Source organism: Halobacillus karajensis (assembly GCF_900108515.1).
Taxonomy (GTDB): domain Bacteria; phylum Bacillota; class Bacilli; order Bacillales; family Halobacillaceae; genus Halobacillus; species Halobacillus karajensis.
Genome location: NZ_FNWW01000005.1, coordinates 156293 through 181099, shown reverse-complemented (window position 1 = coordinate 181099; position 24807 = coordinate 156293). Strand labels below are relative to the sequence as shown.

General features: G+C 42.1%; 21 protein-coding genes and 2 riboswitches. Of the genes, 5 read left to right on the top strand and 16 right to left on the bottom strand.

Annotated elements, in window-relative coordinates; translation table 11 throughout:
• Positions 1-27: 27 nt before the first annotated feature.
• The 10 genes from BLW54_RS11940 to BLW54_RS11895 all read right to left on the bottom strand — a co-directional run bounded on the left by BLW54_RS11940 (position 28) and on the right by BLW54_RS11895 (position 11670).
• Positions 28-2217 (bottom strand): Z1 domain-containing protein, encoded by a 2190-nt coding sequence (locus BLW54_RS11940; protein WP_074734909.1) that lies wholly within the window; start codon positions 2215-2217, stop codon positions 28-30.
• 183 nt (positions 2218-2400) lie between these two features.
• Positions 2401-2859: a YkvA family protein gene (locus BLW54_RS11935; RefSeq protein WP_074734907.1), complete on the bottom strand. Its 459-nt coding sequence runs from the start codon at positions 2857-2859 to the stop codon at positions 2401-2403.
• Positions 2860-3247: 388 nt separating this feature from the next.
• Positions 3248-3445: a cold-shock protein gene (locus BLW54_RS11930; RefSeq protein WP_035508406.1), complete on the bottom strand. Its 198-nt coding sequence runs from the start codon at positions 3443-3445 to the stop codon at positions 3248-3250.
• 297 nt (positions 3446-3742) lie between these two features.
• On the bottom strand, positions 3743-4057 hold the full coding sequence (locus BLW54_RS11925) for a hypothetical protein (protein WP_139254183.1): 315 nt from the start codon (positions 4055-4057) through the stop codon (positions 3743-3745).
• A gap of 148 nt (positions 4058-4205) precedes the next feature.
• Positions 4206-4565: a hypothetical protein gene (locus BLW54_RS11920; protein ID WP_139254181.1), complete on the bottom strand. Its 360-nt coding sequence runs from the start codon at positions 4563-4565 to the stop codon at positions 4206-4208.
• A 92-nt stretch (positions 4566-4657) separates the two neighbouring features.
• On the bottom strand, positions 4658-5458 hold the full coding sequence (locus BLW54_RS11915) for a pirin family protein (protein ID WP_083391537.1): 801 nt from the start codon (positions 5456-5458) through the stop codon (positions 4658-4660).
• Positions 5459-5567: 109 nt separating this feature from the next.
• The gene (locus tag BLW54_RS11910; RefSeq protein ID WP_035508397.1) at positions 5568-5996 is read right to left on the bottom strand and encodes a MarR family winged helix-turn-helix transcriptional regulator; all 429 of its coding nucleotides are present in this window, start codon (positions 5994-5996) and stop codon (positions 5568-5570) included.
• A 121-nt stretch (positions 5997-6117) separates the two neighbouring features.
• Positions 6118-7563 (bottom strand): protein adenylyltransferase SelO, encoded by a 1446-nt coding sequence (locus BLW54_RS11905; protein ID WP_074734896.1) that lies wholly within the window; start codon positions 7561-7563, stop codon positions 6118-6120.
• A 182-nt stretch (positions 7564-7745) separates the two neighbouring features.
• Entirely contained in the window at positions 7746-8591 is an 846-nt protein-coding gene (locus BLW54_RS11900; RefSeq protein WP_074734893.1) for an amidohydrolase family protein, read from the bottom strand.
• 1 nt (position 8592) lies between these two features.
• Complete coding sequence (locus BLW54_RS11895; protein WP_074734890.1) at positions 8593-11670, bottom strand: GNAT family N-acetyltransferase; 3078 nt, start codon at positions 11668-11670, stop codon at positions 8593-8595.
• A gap of 253 nt (positions 11671-11923) precedes the next feature.
• On the opposite strand from BLW54_RS11895, the gene BLW54_RS20975 reads away from it, so the two are divergent.
• Complete coding sequence (locus BLW54_RS20975) at positions 11924-12070, top strand: hypothetical protein (protein WP_244153510.1); 147 nt, start codon at positions 11924-11926, stop codon at positions 12068-12070.
• 482 nt (positions 12071-12552) lie between these two features.
• Here the strand turns inward: BLW54_RS20975 and BLW54_RS11885 are convergent, their stop codons facing one another.
• The 5 genes from BLW54_RS11885 to BLW54_RS11865 form a co-directional block, all read right to left on the bottom strand.
• Positions 12553-13290 carry an amino acid ABC transporter ATP-binding protein gene (locus BLW54_RS11885; RefSeq protein WP_074734887.1) on the bottom strand — a complete coding sequence of 246 codons (738 nt, stop codon included), beginning with the start codon at positions 13288-13290 and terminating at the stop codon, positions 12553-12555.
• 10 nt (positions 13291-13300) lie between these two features.
• On the bottom strand, positions 13301-14002 hold the full coding sequence (locus tag BLW54_RS11880) for an amino acid ABC transporter permease (RefSeq protein ID WP_035508387.1): 702 nt from the start codon (positions 14000-14002) through the stop codon (positions 13301-13303).
• Complete coding sequence (locus BLW54_RS11875; RefSeq protein ID WP_074734885.1) at positions 13989-14816, bottom strand: amino acid ABC transporter substrate-binding protein; 828 nt, start codon at positions 14814-14816, stop codon at positions 13989-13991. Before BLW54_RS11875 ends, BLW54_RS11880 begins: the two co-directional genes overlap by 14 nt.
• Before the next feature lie 560 nt (positions 14817-15376).
• The gene (locus BLW54_RS20735; protein WP_167358813.1) at positions 15377-15535 is read right to left on the bottom strand and encodes a hypothetical protein; all 159 of its coding nucleotides are present in this window, start codon (positions 15533-15535) and stop codon (positions 15377-15379) included.
• A gap of 46 nt (positions 15536-15581) precedes the next feature.
• The gene (locus BLW54_RS11865; RefSeq protein WP_035508383.1) at positions 15582-16046 is read right to left on the bottom strand and encodes a divergent PAP2 family protein; all 465 of its coding nucleotides are present in this window, start codon (positions 16044-16046) and stop codon (positions 15582-15584) included.
• Between the two features lie 276 nt (positions 16047-16322).
• Positions 16323-16426, top strand: a riboswitch (SAM riboswitch).
• Between the two features lie 52 nt (positions 16427-16478).
• A riboswitch (cobalamin riboswitch) is annotated at positions 16479-16666 on the top strand.
• 129 nt (positions 16667-16795) lie between these two features.
• Here BLW54_RS11865 and metE point away from each other — a divergent pair.
• Both metE and BLW54_RS11855 read left to right on the top strand, forming a co-directional pair.
• Positions 16796-19084 (top strand): 5-methyltetrahydropteroyltriglutamate--homocysteine S-methyltransferase, encoded by a 2289-nt coding sequence (gene metE / locus BLW54_RS11860; RefSeq protein WP_074734882.1) that lies wholly within the window; start codon positions 16796-16798, stop codon positions 19082-19084.
• A 414-nt stretch (positions 19085-19498) separates the two neighbouring features.
• Positions 19499-20557 (top strand): SDR family oxidoreductase, encoded by a 1059-nt coding sequence (locus tag BLW54_RS11855; RefSeq protein ID WP_074734880.1) that lies wholly within the window; start codon positions 19499-19501, stop codon positions 20555-20557.
• A 359-nt stretch (positions 20558-20916) separates the two neighbouring features.
• On the opposite strand, the gene BLW54_RS11850 is transcribed toward BLW54_RS11855, so the two are convergent.
• The gene (locus tag BLW54_RS11850) at positions 20917-23115 is read right to left on the bottom strand and encodes an ATP-dependent helicase (protein WP_074734877.1); all 2199 of its coding nucleotides are present in this window, start codon (positions 23113-23115) and stop codon (positions 20917-20919) included.
• A gap of 203 nt (positions 23116-23318) precedes the next feature.
• Here BLW54_RS11850 and BLW54_RS20730 point away from each other — a divergent pair, with 203 nt between their 5' ends.
• A complete protein-coding gene (locus BLW54_RS20730) occupies positions 23319-23492 on the top strand; it encodes a hypothetical protein (protein ID WP_167358812.1) in 174 nt (57 codons plus the stop codon).
• A gap of 147 nt (positions 23493-23639) precedes the next feature.
• Positions 23640-24806 carry a DUF4317 domain-containing protein gene (locus BLW54_RS11845; protein WP_074734874.1) on the top strand — a complete coding sequence of 389 codons (1167 nt, stop codon included), beginning with the start codon at positions 23640-23642 and terminating at the stop codon, positions 24804-24806.
• Position 24807 lies beyond the last annotated feature (1 nt).

Genomic DNA, 24807 nt, shown 5'->3' with positions numbered 1-24807 from the left:
TAAACACGGCAATTCTTGCATCTATTCCTAAATCGTTTTGTTCGCAAAAACCGTCGGGGCTGTCTCTGCCTGTGCCACTATCACAGGCCACCAAAATGAGGAGCCTCGCCATCCATCTTCTTTTTTTCCTTCTTGCCGAAGCAGAATAAGAGCAGGATGCTGTTGGGCTATCTTCCTCGCTATCGCCAGTTCCCCCGCCCCCTTACCAGGTGTATCCGGAGAATTTTCATATTTCCCATCCTGTTTAAACCGACGAATTTTCCGGTTCGTTTTCGTTAGCAACCAAACATAAGGCTCATCCCCTGATTCGGCCCCCAAGTAGTCAAGTACACCTTCATATTCATCCAAGTGAAAGTCATGGCCTTCCTCCATCTCCAGTGTCGCGTGAATGAGGGTAAGAATTTTCTTCGCATCAGATACGGGGATAAGACAAGCACCCTCTTTTGAGATTCTGGCATTCTTACGGACACGATCAACAAACTGATCAATATCCCGAATCGTCTTTTGGATATGAGTTTTATAACCGGTCTGAAAACCGACAGGAAGCATCCTTCTGTGAGGTGTGATCATGGTAAGGTTGGATAATAAAATTTTATTCGGGTTACACGGCAGAATGGAATTATTGAGATCTCTTTGAATAAAAACCACGCCTTGATGATGTCCGCCCCTTTCAAATGCATGTCTCAATTCACGATCAAATTCATGGATTTGTTTCATGACTCTATAAATCTTCTGTGTCGTGTAAAAACGGGTGACAGCAAGGTCAGCTATAGGTCTTGCCCCATACATTCGCGAATGTTGAAGAACGGTATCCTGCTGAAATGACTTTGGATTTCTACCATAAAAGAATCCAATCAAATTGTGGATGGTCACTCCTCGATCTAGAATCTGCCCCCCGATAAAGATGTTCATCGGCGCCCTTAACTTAAGCTCACCTTTGTGGTCAAGAAGCTCGTTAACATCTTTTTCTGAATTCACGATACTACTCACCATATACTCTTCATCAAGGGAGTGGCGTACATCTGCATAAATATCCTCGAATTCAGGAACAGGCGTCTTCTTTAACGTCCTAACAGAACGAATAAGGTCATCATAAGATTCTCGAACCAAGTGGTACAGTTCTTTCGACCCCTCACGGGCACCTTCTATTAATAACGCTTCGAATGCTTGGACTAATTCGGCCTGCCACGAATGCGCCTGTTTCCCCCGTTCTGTATGAATGATAAACGAATATTTTTGTTCACGGCGGCCCTTTAAACGTTGCTGAAATCGACGAATACTCGCTCCTACAATGAAATTAATAATCGCTTTACGGATATTTGATATGTTTTTCTGTGTTAGCAGTCGATCCATTTTCACTCGTCGTCCGTCCATTTTTTTCATAACTTCCAACTCTTTTTCTTCAACTTCATGATAAAGGTACGATGCAAGATGCCCATCCTTCTCACTCTTATCAAAATAGACTTCGCCCCCGATGTAACGATCATGAACAGGAACTAATTCCGTAAAGGCAGGACGAATCGGTTCAAAAACTTTCCCTTCGTGAATTTTCATTTGTTCAGGTTGTAGATAGAGCGAATAGGGGGTCGCTGTCACTTGTAAAAAAGCAGGACGGTTGAGCATTTTTCTTAAGTCATTCATTTTTGAGGCAATCACACGCATTTGCTTTATGTTGTTATCCCTTTTATGTTCATAGGCAACACTTGCAAAATCCGCTTCATCATCTATAAATAAGACCCGCTTGTCTTGAAGCTGTGGGTACTTTTCCATTACTGCTTCCCTAAGACGATCTAAATTGCGGGTCTCCTTTTTAACAATCAATGCGAGCTTTTGAGATAATTCATATTTTCGTAGATTTTCAGGCATGCTCATAACATCAAAGACTCTCATCGCGTCATGCTCGATTGCCCCTTTAAATTCTTCCTGGAGACGTGCATATGTTTGCTTGACCAACGCATTCGTTCCTTTTGTCAAAAGGATGACCATATCAAAACCATGATCATAGGCCAGCCCCATTATGCCGATAAATGCACGCGTCTTCCCCGATTGAATCTTTCCAAGCAGCATTCCTGGACGATGTTCCGTTGTTCGCATATCTTCCAGATTCGCTATCGTACGAAGCATACATTCTCTCACAGGCTGTTTATATTGATTTTTTCGGTTCAAATATTGAAAAAAAGATCCATCTGTTTTCAAGTTGTAGAATGTAGCAGTCATCGATATCTTCTCCTTTATACAAAACACGCCTATTATACACGATTAATGAATAGAACTAAAGTTCAAGAGACTAGCACATTATCTATAAGTTAAGACCAAACTTGCAGTTTTTTTATACATGGAATGGATTTCAGTGACCGTTGCCACTTTCAAGTGTTTAGATCACTAAAAAAGCAAGGAAACCTAATGCTCAGGATTCCTTGCTTTTTCCTCTATTTCTAAAAGCTCTTCTAACTCTTCTATATCTACTTGACCTTCAAATATTTTTAATAGCTTTTCTTTCGCCTGAGCTTTCACAGTGTCATCAACATGAGAGATCACCTGATAGACAGCATAAATAATGACGACACTATCATCGGTAAAACCGACCACAGGAATGAAATCGGGGATGAGATCCACGGGTAAAATCAAATAACCTAGCGCTCCTGCTATCGTCCATTTCGCTTTTTTCGGTGTTTCAGGATGTTGGAATGCATAATAAAGCAAGAGACTATAATAAACCACTTTTGTTCCTATTCGACTGCCATACTGACGCAGTTTTTCCTTGTATTCCTTTTCAGAGAAGTGGTTACGACCACGTTCTACTGCTTTACGAGGATTCAGATTCTTTAAACGATCCTGATATGTCTTTGGTTTTGTCATATACACCATCCTTTTCACTAGTATACTTTTAACAGAATTCATGCTTCTTAAACACCTTGTCAATTCTTGGTGCTATTTCCCGGGAAATTCATCACTTATTGTCAAAAAATAACCATATTGATCTCTCCCTTCAATAAGTAAGCCTAGAAATTCCGTCAAGCACAAAAGCCAGACTCTTCCTTTAGTAAGAGTCTGGCTTTTCTACATGATTAGGATTTACACTTTTTTGTAGGAAAAAACATAAAAACAACTGGCTCCCCGCAGACAAGCATAGGACCTCAAGAGGATAGGCACCGGAGTCGTATGTCACCTATTATGAAAAGTTACTCCTTTTAAAATTTCTCGACAAAAAAGACTTCCGAACGATTCGGAAGTCTTTTTATCCTACTTATTTTTGGACGTTAGCCGCTTGTGGGCCACGGTCACCTTCAACAACTTCAAAAGTAACTTGTTCATTTTCTTCTAGAGTTTTGAATCCTTCGCCTTGAATAGCAGAGAAGTGTACAAAGACATCGTCTTGTCCTTCTACTTCAATAAAACCGAAACCTTTTTCTGCGTTGAACCATTTAACTGTACCTTGTAACATATTGTTACCTCCTGCGTGGATTAAACATCCACATTGTATTACTATAATTGCTCTGCCTATTCATTCAAGTCGAAAGTCACTTTCAAGTTACTTCAGCTTTCATTCCTAACCGAACAAGAATAATTAATTATCATTATATACGCTTTTCCAAATTGCGTCAAGCTCCAATGTTCTTTCTACAGATAAATAAGTATCTCCTTTTACTATTTAACAACGCTTTACGACTATCCCCCTATTGTAAACCCCGATGGAGGGGATATCTATGAACAGAAATCAGCGTCAATCCATGGCCTCCCCCTATGAAGACTTTTGAACGTAACCATCCCCAAAATAGACAGGGAGCAGCTGCTTAAGTTCCACACCGGGATATTTAACTTTCAATTGTTCTTCAAATTTAAGAATAGAAAGCTTTCCCTTTAACTCCAAGGCATAGATCGTTTTATCCATAAAATCAGCGATGGATATTAATTCTTCATACGAAAGCGCAAAAAGATAAATGTTTCCTGCCATTTCCCCTGTAATTTCATATTTCACCCGGAAAGCCTCGAATAATTTATTAAATGACCCCTTATTAAAATCGTTCGCGGCTCGTAACAAATGTTCCTTACTCATCACCTTAATCCCACCTATACCTCGATACTATATAGATATGGATGAGGAGGAGATCTGTTTCCTGTTTAGAAAAATGTCCAACACTCTGGTTGAACCGGATATTGAAAAAGGTGAAGCGTACGCCCATCGCTCATAGTGCCCCGCTTCTTCATAAACTCTCCAGTGAAACACAACCCATAATCAAGGCAGAAAAGCTAGCCATTTTAATGATCACTTCCACCTCTTCGTCAGTCGTTTGCGGTTTTCCATCTGTAAACTGCCAAACCGCATCATAGGCGGTGTTTAGAAGTGAATCTTTTGCTTTCCCACCCACTTTAACTGTTTCGATTCCAAAGCAAATCCCTTTGATTTCGATGTGCCTTCTTTCAAGTCTGACAGATGAAGACAAGCATCTAAATGATAATTTTTCCTCCAAGAGATGGATGTAAGAGCCGTTTATTTTTTCAGCAGATGATGAGTGGTAAACTTCCTTCCCAGAATAAGCGACGTATGAAAATAAAAATCTCAAGAAAGTAAATGCGCTACCCTTCCCCGTGTACAAAAAAGCTTGTAGAGAAACGTATCTCTACAAGCTATGACTCCTGCCAATCGTTTTCTTTATTAAACCGCTGGAGGTCCAAATTTCCCTCTCCGAAAATCATCATAAGCCTGTTTAATTTCTTCCATCGTATTCATAACAAATGGACCATGCGGTACAATTTCCTCACGAATCGGGGCGCCGGAATAAACGAGCACTTTCGTCCGACGTTTCTTGGATTTAAGGCTCAACTCGCTATCTCCATCTCCTTCTTCATTGAAAGAAAGCGTACCAACCCCATGTTTTTTTATATTCACTTCATTTTCACCTGCCACCACTTCTCCAGCAAGGACATACATAAAAGCGTTGTGGCTTTCAGGTAACTCCAAAGTAAATGCTGACCCATCAGACAAAGTTATTTCACTAAGCGTGATCGGAACAATGGAATCAAGCGGCCCTATCACCCCAGCTATGTTTCCAGAGAACACTTTTACCTTTCCTCCCTCAAAAGGAACCACAGGTGCTTCTTCTCCATATACATTCTGATAAATCGTTTCGGAATTTTTCTTGCCTTTCGGAAGATTCAACCATAACTGCAGCGTATGAGCAATGTCGTCTTCCACACCATCTTCTGCGTGCCGTGCCGCCCAACCGGCATTCATATACTGGACATCGCCCGGTTCAAGAATATCACGTCCACCCCCATTATCAATATGTTCCAGACGACCATCTACGACATAAGTGATCGTTTGGAACCCACGATGAGGGTGATCTGGAAATGTACCCTTTTTGAACCAATCCTCTGCCATCAGGATGAATGGGTCGAAATCACGCCATCGATCTGCCGGAAGTACCCAACCCTTCTGAATGGCCGGGAACCCCATCTCCTGATATTGCACATACCATTGGTCCTTCACTTCTCTTTGAAAGCTTGCCACATTAACCACCCTTCCATTTAGTTGCTATACATACTACCTACAAAAAAGAAGGCCCTCACCCTTCAATATTGTTCTGCATTTTCGTGAGGAGCCGGTCAAATTCTAATAGTTCATCCTTTGAAATTCCTTCTGTCACCTTTTCATTAAACGATTCTGCTACAGGGACCACCTGTTCCTTTAGCTCTTGCCCTTTCTCTGTCAGATAAAGTTCCAACGAACGACGGTCTTCTGTACAAAAGTTTCGCTTAATAAATCCTTTACTCTCGAGATTAGAAGCCATCCGGGCAATATTTGTCTTATCCTTCCCCAGGTATTGGGCAAGCTGATTTTGATTCAAACCATCCTTTTCCCATAAGAGCATCATGATTAGATTCTGTTCTGGTGCAAGGTTGTATGGATGGAGTTGGGACTTAATATAACTAGTAAGCTTTAAATCCGTCTGATGCAGTTTAATGCTGATATAATCTTGAAAACTTAAATTCATATTTAATCTCCCTAAATAGTTGCTATACATACTATTATAATTAGACCATAGTCCCCTGTCAAAACTCTCCATTCAAGAACACTTGAACTACAACCTCTGTATGAAATGACACGACTATTCCTTACGTACCGCAAAAAGTGCGATAGGGTTGGGTAGAGGGATCAGGCAGTTCTGCATATACTTCTTGCTCTTTGGAATATGCATAAGGGTCGGCTAAGACAGAAAGAAGCTTTTCGACCAATTGATAATCACCATTTTCTACCGCGGCTTCAAGCGCTTCCTCTACTCGGTGATTCCGTGGAATGATAGAAGGGTTCGATTGCTTCATTAAATCCCGGACATCATTTTCACTGGTTTTCTGACGCTCTAAACGGGCTTTCCATTGTTTGTGCCAGTTTGTAAATGCCGATTTCCCATACATGGTTGTTTTATCTGGCCGGCCTAAAGTCAAAGCCCGAAAAGTTTGTGTATAATCCGCTTTATTGTTCTTCATTATCTCAAGTAAATCATCAATCAATGGCTCATCCTGGGCTTCTTCCGTCATCATCCCTAATTTCTTCCGCATGCCCTCCAACCATTGAGAATAATAGATCTTTTCATATTTGGCATGAGCTTCTTGAGCTAATTCCACAGCCTTTTCTTGATTTTCATCGAAGAGCGGCAAAAGAGTTTCCGCAAAGCGAGCTAAGTTCCAGGCCCCGATTGGTGGCTGGTTCATATACGCATAGCGTCCTTGCCTATCAATCGAGCTGAACACAGTTTCCGGATCATACGTATCCATAAAGGCACACGGACCATAATCAATCGTTTCCCCGCTTATCGTCATATTGTCTGTATTCATTACGCCATGAATGAAACCGACGAGCTGCCACTGAGCAATCAGAGCGGCTTGTTGTTCAATTACTTTTTCGAAAAAGGCCAAATAAGGATGAGAGGAATCACGAACCTCTGGATAATGCCGTTCAATGGCGTAATCGGCAAGAGCTTTCAATTGATCGTGATCCTGAAGACCAGCTGCATATTGAAACGTACCGATACGCAAATGACTGGAAGCCACTCGGGTCAGTACAGCGCCTGGAAGTAAGTCCTCTCTTTGGACATACTCCCCCGTCAACGCGACGGCGAGACTTCGATTTGTCGGAATACCTAAGCCATGCATCGCTTCACTGATAATATATTCCCGAAGCATTGGACCAAGCGTCGCTCGTCCATCCCCTCCACGGGAAAAAGGTGTACGCCCTATCCCCTTCAACTGGATATCAAACCGTTTTCCCCCAGGCGTTACTTGTTCTCCTAGCAGCACAGCACGCCCGTCTCCAAGCATTGTAAAGTGACCAAACTGGTGGCCGGCATATGCTTGAGCAATGGGTTCCGCTCCTTCCGGCAGTGTACGACCTCCGAAAATGCCCGGGTCATGATTAGCGCCTAATCCCAGTTTTTTTGCAAGTCCCTCATTATAAAGAACAAGTTCAGGCTTCTCTACATCCGTTGGATTCGTTTTCGTATAAAATGAATCAGGAAGTTCCGTGTAGCTGTTTTGTAAGTTCCATCCTTTTTCTGTAGTCATAAAAATCTCCTTTTTCGCATCAGTTGTTGTTTCTACCCTATCATAAGTGTTCCCCTCTTTTCTGTTTTAACCGACGTATATAAGAAAACGTTTATCTAACCATTCCATTCGATATATTATTCATCCTCCATGAAAAAATAAAAGAGAAGCCAGCTCCTTGCTAAGGAATTGAGCTTCTCTTCTCATAGTTGTTTGATTTTCGGAAAAACATGACATGCATTTTTATAGAAGACCTCCTCCACATGTTTGGAAGGGATAAGCTCCCCTATAAATTCCGCATAATCCTTTATAGGTACGAGCGGCCAATCTGAACCAAACAATAACTTATCATAATGATCACAATAAGTAAGCGCATGACGGACATGATCAAAGTGGTTATCTACAAGCCTTGCTGTTAGTTCTTTTTTCGTTCCAACAAGCCAGCCTGATAAATCAGCGTACATATTCCAGTTTTTATAAACAACTTCTGCTCCTGTCAGCACCCATGGATCCCCGAGGTGTGCCATCAAAAAAGTAATATCACGCCTAGTAACGGCCACCTCATCTAAGGTTAGCGGGTGGGAATATTTCAATAATCCTCTTTCCGAATACGTATCTCCCGTATGAAATATAACTGGGATTTTATATTGTGCGGCAAGGTCATAAACGGATTGATAGATATCATCAGAAGCAGAAAACGGATAATAGCCGAGGTAAATTTTCACCCCAACGACCTCCGCCTTTTGAAGCTCCGTTTCTAACCGACCCAAAGCCTCCTGATCCAAGTCAAAAGGGTTAATCCCAGCACACACCCCCACCATTGCAGGAAGATTTCTGTCCAAATCCAGCCCCATAGGTGTTTGAACAAACTGATCCGGGAAACCTTCTTCTCTCTCGGTTACCCCCATCCCGACTGCAAAAACTACATTACCATCCTCCATCTCTTTCCTGAGTCCCTCACTGGAATAATCCACACGCGAGAGGTCGCGTCCTGTATCTCTAAAGCTTTTGATGTCTGAAAAATGAATATGAGCATCAATGATTTTCATCCTATTTCCCCTTAAACGAAATCCTATGGAATGGATGATGTTTCCATGGTCGCTGATGATCTCCAATTATTAAGAAAGCCGGCTCAACTGCAGCTACCTTCCCAGATGAAGCTGACCACTCATGAATAGTCTCAAGTAGAAAAACTTCCTTGTTCATGTACCATTCGGCTCGTTTTTTACTTTGTGATTGTACGAAAAGTAAATGTTCCTTCTTGTCATCTGAACCAACGACAACGGAATCATTAGATTCAAGTTCGTACTCCTCAACCCCTGCATAATACGTATGAAAAAGGCCTTCTGTAGGAATACATGCATAACAGGAGGATAATGTATCACTTGGTTTAAAAAACGCTTCCAGGGCTAGTTTTTCACCAGTAAACGTACGAGTAGCTCGCTGGTCAACCTCTGCAAAGATGGCTGCTGCCGGCACCTCAGGCAATGTCAACGCATACTGCTTCAACGTCACGCCTTTCATTTCCTCATGGACATCGAACTTTGTTGTCAAGCAAATGCCTTTCCAAGCATTTCCTTCCTGATCCAGTTTAGTGACAGGTCCAACAACCGTTTCTTCTTTCATCATGGAAAAAGGACTTACCCCCTCAAGGGCATAGCGGATCCCTCCTCCCCATGGATTCCACCAGCTCTTGGGTCCAGCTATAGGGTATTGATGATGCAGAAATTCACGACCTTGATATTTCATAGAATAAATCCCTGGAAAATAGGAAGAGGATGCACTAAATGTAAGCACACCGTTATCGACAGTCCAACAATCCCCTTCCTTCCTGACCCTCACCTCTTCTTTTCCCTGAACGAATTGATAAGTCATAAAGTCGGCTTGTCGGCCATCCGAATGAAATGACCCAGAAAGAACAGCAAGCCCTGGCCGGTCGTGAACGATCGGCATATCAAGAGCTGTTACTTCCTCCTCTTGTTTCGCTTCTTTTACCAACGTATGACCATTATGGTGAACAATTAACTCTCCGTATAGATGCGGCGTCAATAAAGAACGGAAGGAATGAATAACTTCTCTACCTGCTTGAGATACGATTCCTCCTTCAGCTACCATCTCAAATAACGGTTTCTCAGGAAGTGTCTCCACATCTCCTAAGATCATTTCACGCCAAACGGACCAGTCGGGAGACACATTTACGCCAACTTGAATGGGGCCAAGGATGTTTCTTTGTCCTTGTAAAAGATCATCCACCTTGTATTCTAAAGCAAAACGCCAGTCATCTTTCCGACCGACAGCCTCTTTTGGCCAAGCAACCCCGAAAGTCTCCCCTTTACGGTTCGTAGTAAAAAACCATCGTTCTGAAATATCCTTATCACGTATATATTCCGTATAAGGGATCAGCGCCTCCGTCCCTATCATGACCCCGTCTTTCTCTGGTATAGCCAGCGCCTTATATTTAGGAAAAATAGGCTGGAGCAAATAAAGGTCTTTATAATCCTTCTGTCCACTATTGATCAGTTCCTGGCGGATTTCAATAAGTCCATCCCCATAGATGGTGTAATAACTATTCAATAAAGCCCCCGGGAAAGCTTCGGATTCAAGGGATGTTTTAAGCATGAATGATTCCGCCAACTCCATATATTCAACGCTCGACGCTGTTTTTTTCGAAAATTCTTCACTGAACGGTTGTCCGATTTTTGGTGTCATGAGAATGAAAGGGTCTTCCTTCGACCGAACGGAGCCAATGGATACTTTGTGATTACGTTTTTCGATCATCACAAAATAAGGTCCATTGTAACCATACCATTCCTTATCCGTTTCACCGCCAAACTTCCCACCAAATCCAGGAAAGGCAAGGGTAAGCTTTGTTTGAAAGGAAAAGGATCGGCCATCCTCTGTCCATGCCTCCACGGAGATTACATCATTTAAGGAGCCATTTTTCAGTAACTCGACCGAAAGAGGGATCGTTAAACGGCTTTTACAGTCTACAACTACCTTAAGCAAAGGCTCCGCCCATTCCACTACTTCCTGCTTCGGTAATTGAATGATCCAAGTCGATTTTTCCTCCATCCGGCTTTCCACATCTAAATAGAGAGCCCCTTCCTGACCCGGCCGCCAATACTTTTGAACAGAACGAATATCCACTTTTCCCGCTTGAGTAGGAAAAACACCGGTACTCATCGGCAGTTTATGGCCGTCAAGAATAAGGTCAGATCCGATCACAGGATGTGTTTTCCATGGGTTCGGTTCATGTTCAGGTAAATGTACTTGTATGATCGATTCAGTATTCCAGCTGTTTTCTACAAGCTCTTCTTTTCTCAAATCTTCATCTACAAGCAGGGATGATTTCCCGGACAAGGACACTTCAAAAGGATCATTCGTATAATTCTCAACTTTATACTTAACTGGATAGTCTTTATTTTCCAAGAGTTTAAATTCAGGGACTTCCATTTCCGCGCACCAGTCCTGAGTTTCAATTAGCCGCATACCACGGCCAGTCCGTTCAAACTGGACTCTCACATATTCCTCACCCGCTTCCCAACGATATTCATAGAAGGTAAACCCTTTCTCTTTTCTTCCATCTGGTGTAATTTCCATTGGTCTCACACTCGTAGAATACCAATCATGCTTTTCGAAAAAAGGTCGTAAAGCAGAGATTTGAAGCACTTGCGGCATAAAGTTCATCAAATGAGTCGTATCATCCCGCTCCTCCCAAAAGAAGCCACATTTTTTATATAACGGAACCGCCTTTATATTTCCCGGCCATGTAAAAAGATCAAGTCGCGGCCACCCATATTCCACCGTTTTATCAATCGCTTGAAGCAGCAATTTTTTTCCGATTTTCAATCCTTGGTAATCGGGATGGACATTCAAAAGTGGAATATAAAGAGCCCATGTATCTTCCTTATATTCCGAAAGGCCGCAATACCCGACAACCTCGGCTTCAACTACAGCGAGGAACAAGTGGAGATTTACAGACTTCGCTTCCTTCTCTAAAACATCTTCTTCTGTCATAACCACTGCATCGCCGCCCCAATTCTCACGACTCTCATTCCACATCTTTGCTATTCCAGCTGCATAGCCTTTTTCATATTCTACAATTTTCACACGCTCTACTGTTTTCATCGTTTTTCCTCCAACATAGGTAATGGAAAATACTTGTATATTCACAGTTTAGGAGTTTATGATCATAAAGTAAAGAATATTCAAACAAATTCTGGATTGGTTTTAAGAGAATGAGAGAGGTTTTTTCCACCCATTTATTCGTACAGAATGTAAACTATTTACATCAGTGTGCAGAGATGTTGGTATGAACCAAAAAAATATGTCTTTATGATACATCTACCATCTTAAATATTAATTTTTCGGAGGCAAACCTATGTATAAGGAAGACAGACTGCCTCAAAATCACAAAGAAGGTATACTATTTTTATTGATTGTTTCAATCATTTCCGTAAACACAATTGCCCCGCTTATTATGGGGATGGAACGTGGCTTCAGCAAAAAAATTATTTGGATACACTGATGATCCTTCCGTTTATGTGGATCACTGTTGTATTGCTAGTAAGGCGCGTGGCCATTAATCAGCAAAGTGATACCTAAATGGGCAGGAAAAACAGATGGCTTTCATGCCAGAGTTTCATTAAATATTTTGTTGATTGTCGATCTTATCCATTCTTCTCACCATCATAGGGTCTTGGGTTGGTTCAAAACAAATAAGTCTGGAACCTTTTCAAAATTTCTTTCCCGTTGGTTTAGAAAATTCGGGATAGCCTTTTGGATAGAGTTATTGTTAGCTCAGCCAACAGCAAGATTTGTAAAGAAAAAAAATCCACGCAAGACATGCGCGCCCATTAGAAAGTATAAATTCACCATTCCTAACCTCAGGCTAATAGAAAATAAAAACGCTTGGGGTACTTTAAAAATACCCCAAGCGTTTTTGGTATAGTGTTAGCTTGTCATCATTTTTTCCCTTATTTTGAACCCACCATGCTAGAAAGCCTGCCTTTATTTCCTTATCCGGTTCAAAAATTGCTGGGTACGCGGTTCATTGGTATGGTGGAAAATCTGCTCCGGCTTCCCTTCCTCGACAATTTTTCCTTGATCCATAAAAATGACCCTGTCGGCCACTTCCTCGGCAAAGCTCATTTCATGGGTGACAACAACCATCGTCATCCCTTCCTCCGCAAGCTCTTTCATAACATCAAGGACATCACCAACAAGTTCAGGATCCAAAGCAGAAGTCGGTTCATCAAATAATATGACTTCCACACCCGTAGCCAATGCTCGGGCTATGCCCACACGCTGCTGCTGGCCGCCTGAGAGCTGATGCGGGTAAGTATCTAGTTTCTCACCAAGCCCTACTTTCGTTAAAATATCAGCTGCTCTTTCCCGTGCTTTTGCTTTGGAGACCTTCTGTACAGTAACAGGGCCTTCCATCACATTTTCCAGTGCCGTGAAATGTGGGAACAGGTTATGATTCTGAAACACCATTCCTGTCTGTTTTCTGAAGTCGACAGCCTGTGCCTTTTTCAAAGGTTTAGAAAAATCAACGGATTGTTTTCCAATCGTGATTTCTCCTTCTTCAGGAGTCTCCAAAATATTCAGTGACCTGAGCAACGTTGTTTTTCCAGATCCCGAGGGACCGATAACGACGACCACTTCTCCCCGATTGACGTCCATATTAATATTTTTTAATACGTGTAAATCTCCAAAATATTTATTGAGGTTTTTCACAGTAATCATGGGCACCCTCCTATTTCGCGACATATTGGTCTAACCTGTTTTCCACACGATCCTGGACAAACGAGAGACCGATACAAATCACCCAATAAATCGCCGCAGCTTCTGTATATACAAGAAGAAATTCATAATTGTTAGCGGCAATCTCCTGGGCATTACGGAACATCTCTGTGTACGTGATGGTTGATGCCAATGAAGTATCCTTGATTAAACCTATAAATGAGTTGGACAAGGGTGGAATAGAGACCCTCGTTGCCTGAGGCAGGACGACTCTTCGTAAAGCTTGTAAATTCGTCATTCCAATCGAGTGCGAGGCTTCCCACTGCCCTTTCGGAATCGACAAAATCGCTGCCCGAATAATTTCTGAATTGTAGGCCCCCATATTCAATGAAAAACCAATGATAGCTGAATAGAGCGGGTTAATCGTAACACCAACCGATGGCAGACCGAAAAAGATAATGAACAATTGGACAAGTAAGGGCGTCCCCCTAATAATCGAGACATAGACACGAGCAATCCATTGTAAAGTTTTCAAATTGGAAAGCCTCATCAATGCCGTAAAGATGGCAAGCACAAGTCCTATGCCAAATGTAATCAACGTCAATGGAATCGTATAGTAGAAAGCCCCTTTCACCAAAGGGAGAAAAGAGCTCACTAAGATGTCCATATATTTTTCCTGCATTTCAGGGTCTGTAAAGATATTATTTAGATACATCTTCACCAAACCACTTCTCTGAAATTTCCGAATATGTGCCGTCATCCTTCATTTCCTGAAGGGCTTCGTTAACAGCTTTTACTAATTCATCGTTGCCTTGACGGAACAACAGGCCACTTTTCGAAGCTTCATCCTGTCGGACAGCAATTTTAACAGGGACATCATCCCGCTGATTCAAATAATCCAGCACAGACAAACGGTCATTAACTGTAGCCTCCACCCGTTTAGTCGATAGCAGCTGCATAGATTCATTAAATCCTTCTACACTGTTAATTTCTGCACCATTTTCTCGGGCGATGTCTGCATAGTTACTTGTCATGGATTGTGCGGTGGTTACACCTTCTAAGTCAGAGAAGTCCTGGATAGAATCATTATCTTCATGAGTCACGATCACAGCAGAGGATTGAATATACGGATCAGAAAAAGCATACTTCTTCTGACGGTCCTCGTTAATACCTACCTGGTTGGCAACCATATCGAAGCGCTTAGCATTGAGACCGGCAAACATAGAATCCCATTTGGTCTCGTTGAACACGGGTTTTACGCCAAGACGTTCGGCCACTTCCCTGGCAATTTCCACATCGAACCCTGTGAGTTTATCATTTTCATCATGGAAGGTGTATGGACGGTATGTTCCCTCTGTACCAATCACCAATTCCCCGCTTTCCTGAATTTGCTCAAGCAGGGTTTGATCAGAAGAATCCGAGTCCGCTCCTTCATCTGAAGAAGCCTGCTCACCTTCGTCACTGCTTCCACATGCTATAAGAATGACAGCTAGAAAACCTATGGATAAAAGCACAGCTATTTTTTTCATTAAATAACCTCCTAATGCCTAGTAATTTGATATGTTTTAATACTTTTATGATGGTAAAGGTTGAAGGTTCCGTTGTCAATTAGATCGCTTGTCCAAAGGGAAGGGGCTGAAGTCAGCCACAGAAATACGACAGATAAGCAAATCCCTTCCTTTTGTCTGCAAGGGGTTCCCCTTCCAGCCATGTTGGATTCTCCCATTACTGGAGGGCCGTGCATTTTCCTTATTCTTTTCATCCGTAGCGGATTCATTCATAAATGAAATGGATCAAACCATCATAGAACCCGAAAAAACGGTAAAATTAAGGATGTACGATCAAAAAACAAAGTTTCCATCCCTAAAGGAGGCCACTATATGAGTAAAAACAGAGAAAGCCAAAAGAAAAACAACCCTAAAGGAAGAGACCGAAAGGCCACTAATAAGAACCCACACGCGGACCTGACTAAAAAAAGTTGAACGAATTCCAGAAAAAAACAAGCCAGCCCCATGTACAGGGGGCTGGCTTTTCTGTAAGCGTTCGGTCCATCCATGAGCCCTGCATTTTTTCCGACAAAAACCTTCTCTTATTTGTTGGTTCGATTGGACTTTGCCAGCATTTCTTTCACCTGATTATAAGAGAGACCTGATTGGTCATTGCGACGTTTGACTTCACTTATATTTGTCCCAGAACTTGAGTATACGTCACCGTTTCCTTGGTTGAAAGAGTTATGCACCTTCCCCATTAGTCGAATCACCTCCTCCCTTTACCTTTATCCACCCCTAAAACTTTCATCCTTCAACCTTGGCAGATAAATAACCCAAAGCCGCACCTAAGAGAGCCCCGCCAAGGACTTCAATCGGCTGATGACCGAGTAGTTCTTTTAATTCTTTGTCTCGTTCTACAAACTCAAAACTCGGGAAATCGCCTGAAATCGTTGCAAAATTATCTTCAAGATCATTAACCAGCTGGGCAATTTCGCCTGTATGCCTTCTAATGCCCTGTGCGTCATACATGACAATGACCCCAAAAATGGCAGCGAGTGCCGTTTCCGTGTGACGCGATCCTTTATTTGCAGCAATATAAGCAGCTAGCGCCGAGACACCCGCAGAGTGGGAACTTGGCATCCCTCCTGTAGTCGCAACCTGCTTGATATCCCATTCTCCAGACACTCTTTTGTGTGTAATGATTTTCAATACTTGTGCAATTCCAATGGCTGATAGTGCAGTCATGATTCCTCGGTTCATCTTATCCAACTTTCACCCTCCAGTTCTTAAACATCCTATTATGTTCATACCCTTTAGGGGGACATTTATGCAAATAACCTTAACTTCCCATTTAGAGAAACCCTAAAATCCTCCTAAATAGTGGGAAATCTCTCTTAGCAAAGATAGAGAATATAAACGGTTATCATTCTTCAAAAGCTACACATGGCGTGCAAGGATGCCACTCCACCTGATTCAATATTCAAAAAACAATTTGACACCTTTTATTTCACATGCTAGGATTCATCTAATCAATCCAATAACAATCTCTTATTCAGAGTGGTGGAGGGACTGGCCCTATGAAACCCGGCAACCGATCTATCCGATGGCGGTGCTAATTCCAGCAAAGCTATGGCTTTGAAAAATGAGAGGAGTCTTCGCACGTTAAGCCTCTCCTCAATGAGAGGCTTTTTTAGTTGAAATGTATATCGTCGTTCCATAGGTGCCGCCTTCACTCGAAGTCGGCTTAAAAGGGAAGCCCGGTGAGATTCCGGCACGGTCCCGCCACTGTATATGGGAGCAGCCTGCAAGATGTCCACTATCCTCGGATGGGAAGGCGCAGGTTTGCGTTGATCATAAGTCAGGAGACCTGCCTATGGAGGCAGCACAACGTTCTACGAGGAATAGACACGTGTCGGCACACCGGGAATGTTACGTTTTCCCTCGTGCCACTCCGTCGTCTCTCTTCAAGGCAAGAGGGATTTTTTATTGGATTGAAAAAGGAAAATGGAGGAATGACGATGACACACGTACAAAGTTCTGCTCTTGGATACCCGAGAATTGGAGAAAAACGAGAATGGAAGAAATCCCTAGAGCGCTTTTGGAAAGGAAATCAGACCGAAGAAGTTTTGAGAACCGAACTGAAAGAGCTCCGCCTGAAAAATCTACAAAAACAAAAAGACTTAGGTTTGGATTGGATTCCTGTTGGAGATTTCAGCTACTATGATCACGTTCTGGATACGGCCGTCATGTTTGGACTCATCCCCGAGCGGTTCAAGCAAAAAGACCAGTCCTTGCTCCAGACGTATTTCGATATCGCACGTGGCAACGAAACAGCGGTCGCTTCTGAAATGACGAAATGGTTCAATACAAACTACCACTACATCGTCCCAGAAATCGATACAGAGCCAAAGCTGCTCGAGAACCGCCCGCTCTACTATTTTAATGAAGCAAAAGATGAATTAGGCATCATCGGTAAACCTGTACTCCTGGGCCCGATTACATTTTTGAAGCTTGCAAAAGGATATGAGGATTTTGATGCTTTTCTTGATCACCTAGTCCCCTTGTACATAGACGTACTTAAGGAGTTGGCCGAAGCCGGAGCTGAATGGGTACAAATAGATGAACCCATTCTATGTACAACCCTTGAGGATAAGGAACTAGCATACTTTGAAAAAGTGTACAAGAAAATCACCCGGGAAGTACCAGGTTTGAAATTACTCTTGCAAACGTACTTTGAATCCATCGACTATTATGAACAAGTGATTTCTCTTCCTGTCGAGGGCATCGGAATCGATTTCATTTATGACGAGGGCAACCATATAAATGCTTTAGAAAAACACGGGTTCCCTGAAGGAAAAACTCTTGCTGCAGGGATTATTGACGGTCGGAATGTTTGGAAAAATGACTTGAATCATTCATTGGAAACCATAGATACACTTAGAAAACACATCAAAGATGAACAACTTATCCTCCAGCCTTCCTGTAGTTTGTTACACGTCCCTGTCACCACGGAAACAGAAGAAAGGCTTGCCCCTGAACTGAAGAACGCTTTAGCCTTTGCCGATCAAAAAATAGAGGAAGTAGCTCTCCTAAAGAAAGGCGTGAATGAAGGGAGAGAAGCTATCGCCTCAGCCATAGATAAACAACAAAGCACATGGAAACAATTTAAACAAGTCACCGGGAGAACGAATCCGATTGTTCAAGAAGAATTATCTGCATGGTCAGGGAAACAACCCTCACGCGCCCTGCCTTTTTCTGAACGCCAAAAGCTCCAGGAGGAAACATTTCAATTGCCTTTATTGCCGACGACAACGATCGGCAGCCTTCCTCAAACCACGGATATCCGTAAGGCTCGGGCAAGTTTTCGTAAAGGAGAGTGGACTCCTGAGAAATATGAAGCATTCATTGAAGAGAGAACAGCGGCTTGGATTCATCACCAAGAAGCCCTTGGACTTGATGTCCTCGTTCACGGGGAGTTTGAAAGAAATGATATGGTCGAGTACTTTGGTGAGAAGCTTGATGGCTTCACGTTCACCCAATTCGCCTGGGTCCAATCATATGGTTCACGCTGTGTGAAACCTCCGATTATCTATGGGGATGTCGCTTGGAAAGCGCCGATGACCATAAAAGAGAGTGCCTTTGCCCAATCGTTGACAAACAAACCCATCAAAGGCATGCTCACAGGCCCTGTGACTATTTTGAATTGGTCATTCGTCCGAAATGACATTGAACCAGCTAAAGTGACCACTCAAATAGCCCTTGCCTTGAAAAAGGAACTGTCAGCCCTCGAAGAGAATGGCATCCGCATGTTACAAGTGGACGAACCCGCTTTGCGTGAGGGGCTGCCATTGAAAAAGGAGAAACAGCAAAGCTATCTTGATGACGCTGTTTATGCTTTTAAATTGGCTACGTCAGGGGTTAAAAACGATACACAAGTCCATACACATATGTGCTATTCGGAATTCGGAGAAATCATTGATACCATTGATCAATTGGACGCAGACGTAATATCTATCGAAGCGGCCCGCAGCCATGGAGAACTGATCGCAGACTTTGAGACATTTGGATATGATAAAGAAATCGGACTTGGGGTTTACGATATTCACAGCCCTAGAATCCCGAGCATCCTGGAAATGGAACAAAGCATTACACGTGCATTGAAAGTGTTAAAGGCTCGTCAATTTTGGGTCAACCCAGATTGTGGATTGAAGACCCGGACGAAAGAGGAAGTCCTGCCGGCATTAAATCATATGGTAGAAGCAGCCAAAAACGTCCGTGCGAAGCAAACCACTGTATCAAAAAGATGAACAAAAGCTTAGATAGAAATCCCTTCAATATAAGGGGCTCCATTTAAGCCTCTAGCCAATACAATAAAAATGAAGGCTACCATATAAAGGGGAGGCCTTCATTTTTTCATTATCTATACAATTAAGATTCTTCCCTGCTCCACTAGCTTTCTTCCCAACATACCTTCCTTCTTTCTTTTTTTCAGTCTATACCACTTCTTCTCTGATAAGCCCAAAAGTTCACTTTCTTTTACATCCCTACTCCATTGTTACCGAACAACCAGTCTAGGAGAAGTGGACTCCTTCTCACATATTATTCACATCATTCCGGTTGCTGATGTGTTATCCTTAATCCACAATGAATAATAGGCTTAAAATTCTAATCTCTTTAAAGATTTATCTATATATCAAAAAACACCAGAGGAGCTAGACAACATGAATATTTTAATCACAGGAGCAACAGGTTTTTTAGGGAAACAATTGACGTTAAAGTTGCTGAGCGAAGGCCATCACGTTTATGCAATGGTAAGAGATAACCGTAAAGGAACAAATCTGATGGAGGAAGTGGCAACAGAGACAAAACAAAACCTCCATACCATCGAAGGTGACCTTTCCAAAGAGCTAGCAGGCGTTAATGAAGATTCGCTCCTTCTTTTGAAAGGCAAGATCCATGCCGTTTATCATAGCGCTGCTTACCTCTCTTTCGATGAGAACGAGCGAGAGAAAACCTTCAAAGTTAATTTGGACGGGACCAAGCATATCCTGGAGTTGGCAAAACAAATCCGGGCCTCTGCCTTTTATTATATAAGTACCGCATACACGCTTGGCCTGAAAAGACATGCGACCGAGCAGCTCCACCCAACAGATCAGCCGTTCGTGAACGGCTATGAAGAAAGTAAATGCCACGCGGAACACCTCGTAAGCCATTTTGATGGAGGATTTAACACCAAAATCTTCCGACCATCTATCATCATTGGGGACTCTAAAACAGGGGAAGCCGATACAAGCTTTGCTTTATATGGGGTAATCCGGGGTCTTGAAATCCTTAAAAGACGCACGTCCCGCAAAAGTGAACTCCAAAACCGAACGTATAAATTTTTATGTAGAGAAGAAACGAGCCAAAACTTTGTTCCTGTTGATTATGTGGTAAAAGTCCTGATCGCAGCTTTAAAAACCAATCACCCAGCGTCCATCTATCACATTACTAATCCGAATCCCCCTACCAATCGCATGTTATTCGAAATGATCAAAGAGAAACTTGCCTTTCCGAATATCGAGATGGTTCCTTCCGATTATGATGGGGAATTAACGAAAGAAGAGCAGATGTTTAATGCCCCGATGAGCGTTTTCCGTCCTTATTGGAATAAAAACCTTCATTTTGATGATTCAAACACACACGATCTTTTAAGAAGGAACGGTCATACCCGACTTAATATGGATCAAGCTATGATTGAGCGCATTCTTCACGGAAAAAGAAAGGCCGTCGAAGCATAGTTTTTGGTCGCTCAATATTATCCAAAAGGGTAGTCAAATAAATAGCCATTATTCGGAAGACTCCCTGCCAAGATGTTTGGAGCAGTAAGAGCCATTGTAGGAAGGTTCGCCTAGCTCCTTCATCCAAAATTTGCGCTGTCCAGTTCCGCGGTCCGGTGGGCAGGAACGGAGCTACAGACTGTTGAGAAAATCTCGACAGTCTTTTTTTACATTCTCGCTCATCTCCGTAACCCTCGAGTATCAAATACCTCCTAAGCTGTTAAGTGGCGATAAATTTGGATGTTACCCATTTGCACATGATCCATAATTTGCCCTATAACAAAATAGTCAGCCCCTCCTAAGAGACTGACATGCCATTTTTACACTTTTTCTGTCTGTTTCTGGAGCAAACCATTAGCGATACAAACCTCCAGTAACAGCTCTTTGTAACCTGCTTCCGCAAACTGAATCCCAATTTGATCCCCGCCATATTCCTTCACAACCCCTGGACCAAATGTACGATGGACCACCTCTTTACCAAGCTCAATCTCCTCAAGAGTCAGAAGGCTCTCATCCGATAAATCAGGTGAGGAGCGTTTGCGTTTTTTCCCAGTAGATCCTCCTGCAGGCTGGACGATTCTCCTCATATTCATTACAAAAATGGATTCGCTTACTCGTTCTTTCCCTTTATAGTGATACGTCAATAGTTCAAGTTTTTTTCTCGCTCTTGTCATTCCCACATAAAAAAGTCGGACCGCTTCTTCCATTGGAGCGGTATTTTTATTCCGATAAGTTTCCATATCATCCTTCGACGGGATGATACCATTGATCAAATCGACCATATACACCCTGTCATATTCCAACCCTTTAGCACTATGGAAAGTGGTTAAAGTGAGTGAACTCTTATGTCTATTGAATTTTGAGGTTTGTATAAGCGACTCCAGATCTTTTAACCGATCGGCAAACCCCTTTAGTGACCCTAACCCTTCTGCTATTTCTTCAAGTGTATCGAGAATACTCATGAGATGTTCGGCGTTAAAACCGAATTTCTCAGACATTTTATTAAGCGCATGGTCATATCCCAAATTTTCGCGAATTGTCCGTATCGCTTTTGCAGGCTCCATTTCATTGATTTCTTTGAATCGTTTCTTTGCTTGCTTAATGTTTTTATGCTGATAGTCCGGCAAGTCTAGATTCGCTAAGGTATCAAACACAGAAGCTTGGCCATCCCTCTTTCTCAAAAAGGCTACTTGCTTTTTGGAAATATAAGCATTGAATTTCGTATGGATTCGTTCAAGGATATCTACCCGGCGGTCATTATAGGAAAAGCGCATAAAGTTCAGAATATCTTCGACAATCCAATGCTTGAAAAACTTTGCATCAATATCCTTCATATAAAAACGGATTCCTGCTTTGTCCAACTTGTCCGCAAGCGGAACAGCAGAGGAATTATTTCTATATAGAATGGCCACTTCTTCTTCTGGTCCAGCTTTGCTTATTTCTTCTATCACATACGACAATTGTTCTTCGTAATTTCGTAAAGAGGTAATTTCAACCGGCTTGTGAGACGGATTCTCTGTGAACATTTCTTTCGCATAGCGATTCTTATTCCGCTTAATAAATTGGTTGGAAGCTTTAACAATTTCTTGAGACGAACGATAGTTTTGAGACATCGTGATTACTGTACCGCCTGGATACGTCTTCTCAAACTGTAGCAGTTTCGTTACATCTGAGCCCCGCCACATAAAAATAGACTGATCATCATCTGCGACCACGCACAGATTGTTCTGTGGTTTAGCCAGCTGTTCGACAATTTCATGTTGGACAATGGAATTATCTTGACTTTCATCTGTCAATATATACTCAAATTGCCGTTGGTATTTAGATAGGATTTCCTTATCATCTAATAAAATTTGGTGACAGTAAGTAAGCATATCATCAAAGTCCAATAAAAGTTTCCCCTGATGATTTTCCTTGAACCGTTCATACTCTAGGTAAATCGAAGAAGCTTGTTTTACATTACAACGGACTTGTTCCAACTCTTTCCCTTCAACCATTCGATTTTTCACAAAGCTAATATACGTCATTAGTTCATCCATTTCGTCATCCGTAATCTGGGATCGATTCGTATCCTCATAGAGCTTTTTCAAAATGAACTTTTTATGGAGAGGAATGTCAGGACCATCCCAGCCCTTTTTTAGTTCTTCCCCGTTAAGATTCCCTTCAATTAACTGGAAATCCTGTTTGGTCTTTCTCAACCATTCACGGACTACTTTGAAAGCAAAACTGTGAATCGTTGAGAAGTGAACTTTGTCATTCATTAATTCAGAAAAGAACTCATCAAATCGGTCTGACATATCCTGAGCAGATGATTTACTGAATGTAATGGCCATGATCCGATCGGGACTTATTTTTTCCTCCATCAGAAGATAGCCAATTTTCATATTCAGTGTTGTTGTTTTCCCTGCCCCTGGCGACGCAAGTACGAGCAGAGGGCCATCGGTATGCATCACTGCCTGTTGTTGCACATCATTCAGACAGACGCCTGTTTGATGTTTCATTCGTTCAAAAAAATCCATGGTCGTGTCCTCTTTCCTTTCGTTCACATCCAAAGAAAAAATAGATGGAAGAAAGCCTTTGCCTCTTCCACCTATTTTTATCTTGGTTCTCTACTATTTATTATACCCTCGATAATCTGTGGATTCTAGAGGATTTTCGCCTTTTCATTACATGAGAAATTATGGGCTGTTTCATACTACATAAGGAAGGGAGGTGGATGTTCATGGCAAAAAGAACGAAGAAACATGATGCAGAACAAAAGAACAAAAAAGGATTTGATCCTAAAAAAGCAGACACAGAGTTTTCTGGGGAATTTGGAAGTGCTGCCGCCAACAAGGCACACAAGGAAGAAGCAAAACGAGCCAGAAAATCCAAAAAAGCCAAACAGGATAACTAATAAAATGAGGATTTCTTCCAAGTGAAGGAATCCTTTTCCTTTGCCTGCATCCTCTTTTATTGAAAGGATCCCTTCCCTCAATAAGTGATAATCAATGTTAAAATAGAAACAGCATAGAACGCTAGATCATTTAGGAGTGAACGATTAATGGACAAAAAAGACATCGCCGGTATCCGGAGACAGTTAAAAGTGGAGAACGAATTAATGAGAATTTCTGATATTTTCAATGTCTATATAATGAAAGAATCAACAGACATTTATCACCATCAAAGCCAGCCGTTCGAGATGCTGGATAAAGATCAGCAAGAGCTTTTTATGAATAATTTCAAGAAACTACTGACAGGTCAACTGGATGAAAAGTTATTTGAACTAAAGTTTCAGCGCGAGGCAGAGGATAACAGCCAGCTCATCTTACATAAGGGATTATTAAGCAGCGACGTTGAGGACTGGAAGGCTGAAATGCTGCGGATGACAGAAAAAATCATCCATGATCATCCGTATGAGAAGGATGTCGTTATCACGTTCATCCGTGCCGAGTATTTAAAACCAACAAAACGCCGGAATGAGGAAGCGGAAGAAAGTGAACGGGATGCCGTTTACTCTAACCCCTTCCTTCTCTGCAGCATCAATAAAACAGAAGAACCTAAAAAGGAAATTCAATTCGATTACGTAGAGAAAGAGTTCAAGTATAAAATTGAAGTTGATCCAGTTATTGATCTTAAAAACCCGATCACCGGGTTCCTCTTCCCATGTATTACAGAAGGCACCTCTGATGTGAACCACATCCTCTATGCTGCAGGGAAAGCGAATGAACCCGACTACCGCTTTATCGAAGAGGTGCTGAACGGCGAAGAGATCATGACCGCTAAAGAAGATAAAGCCGTTTTCGAAGAAGTCATCCGTGATGTAGTCGGTGATCAGCTCAGCCCTTCTACGCTTGCGAATGTATACGGGGAGATCAACCGAGTCGTCGAGGAGAACGAAGAAGATGAACCGCCTAAGCTTGATTACAGAGATGTCGAACGTGTGTTGAACCAGAGCGGCGAGCAAGTCGAATCAGAAAAAGTGAAACACGCTTTTCAACAAGTTACAGACAATGAAGGATATGAGTTGAAAGCAAGCAGTATCGTACCAAAGTTCAAATCGAAATCCATAAAAATCAACACAAAAATTGCCAATATTTCCATCAGCCCTCAGGACCTTCAGTATGTAAGACAGGTCAATTATAAAGGGAAACGCTGCATAATGATTGAAGTAGAAGAAGATGCAGAAGTTGATGGCTTTAAGATGCTTCCAGAAGCTTTTGGAGAGTAAA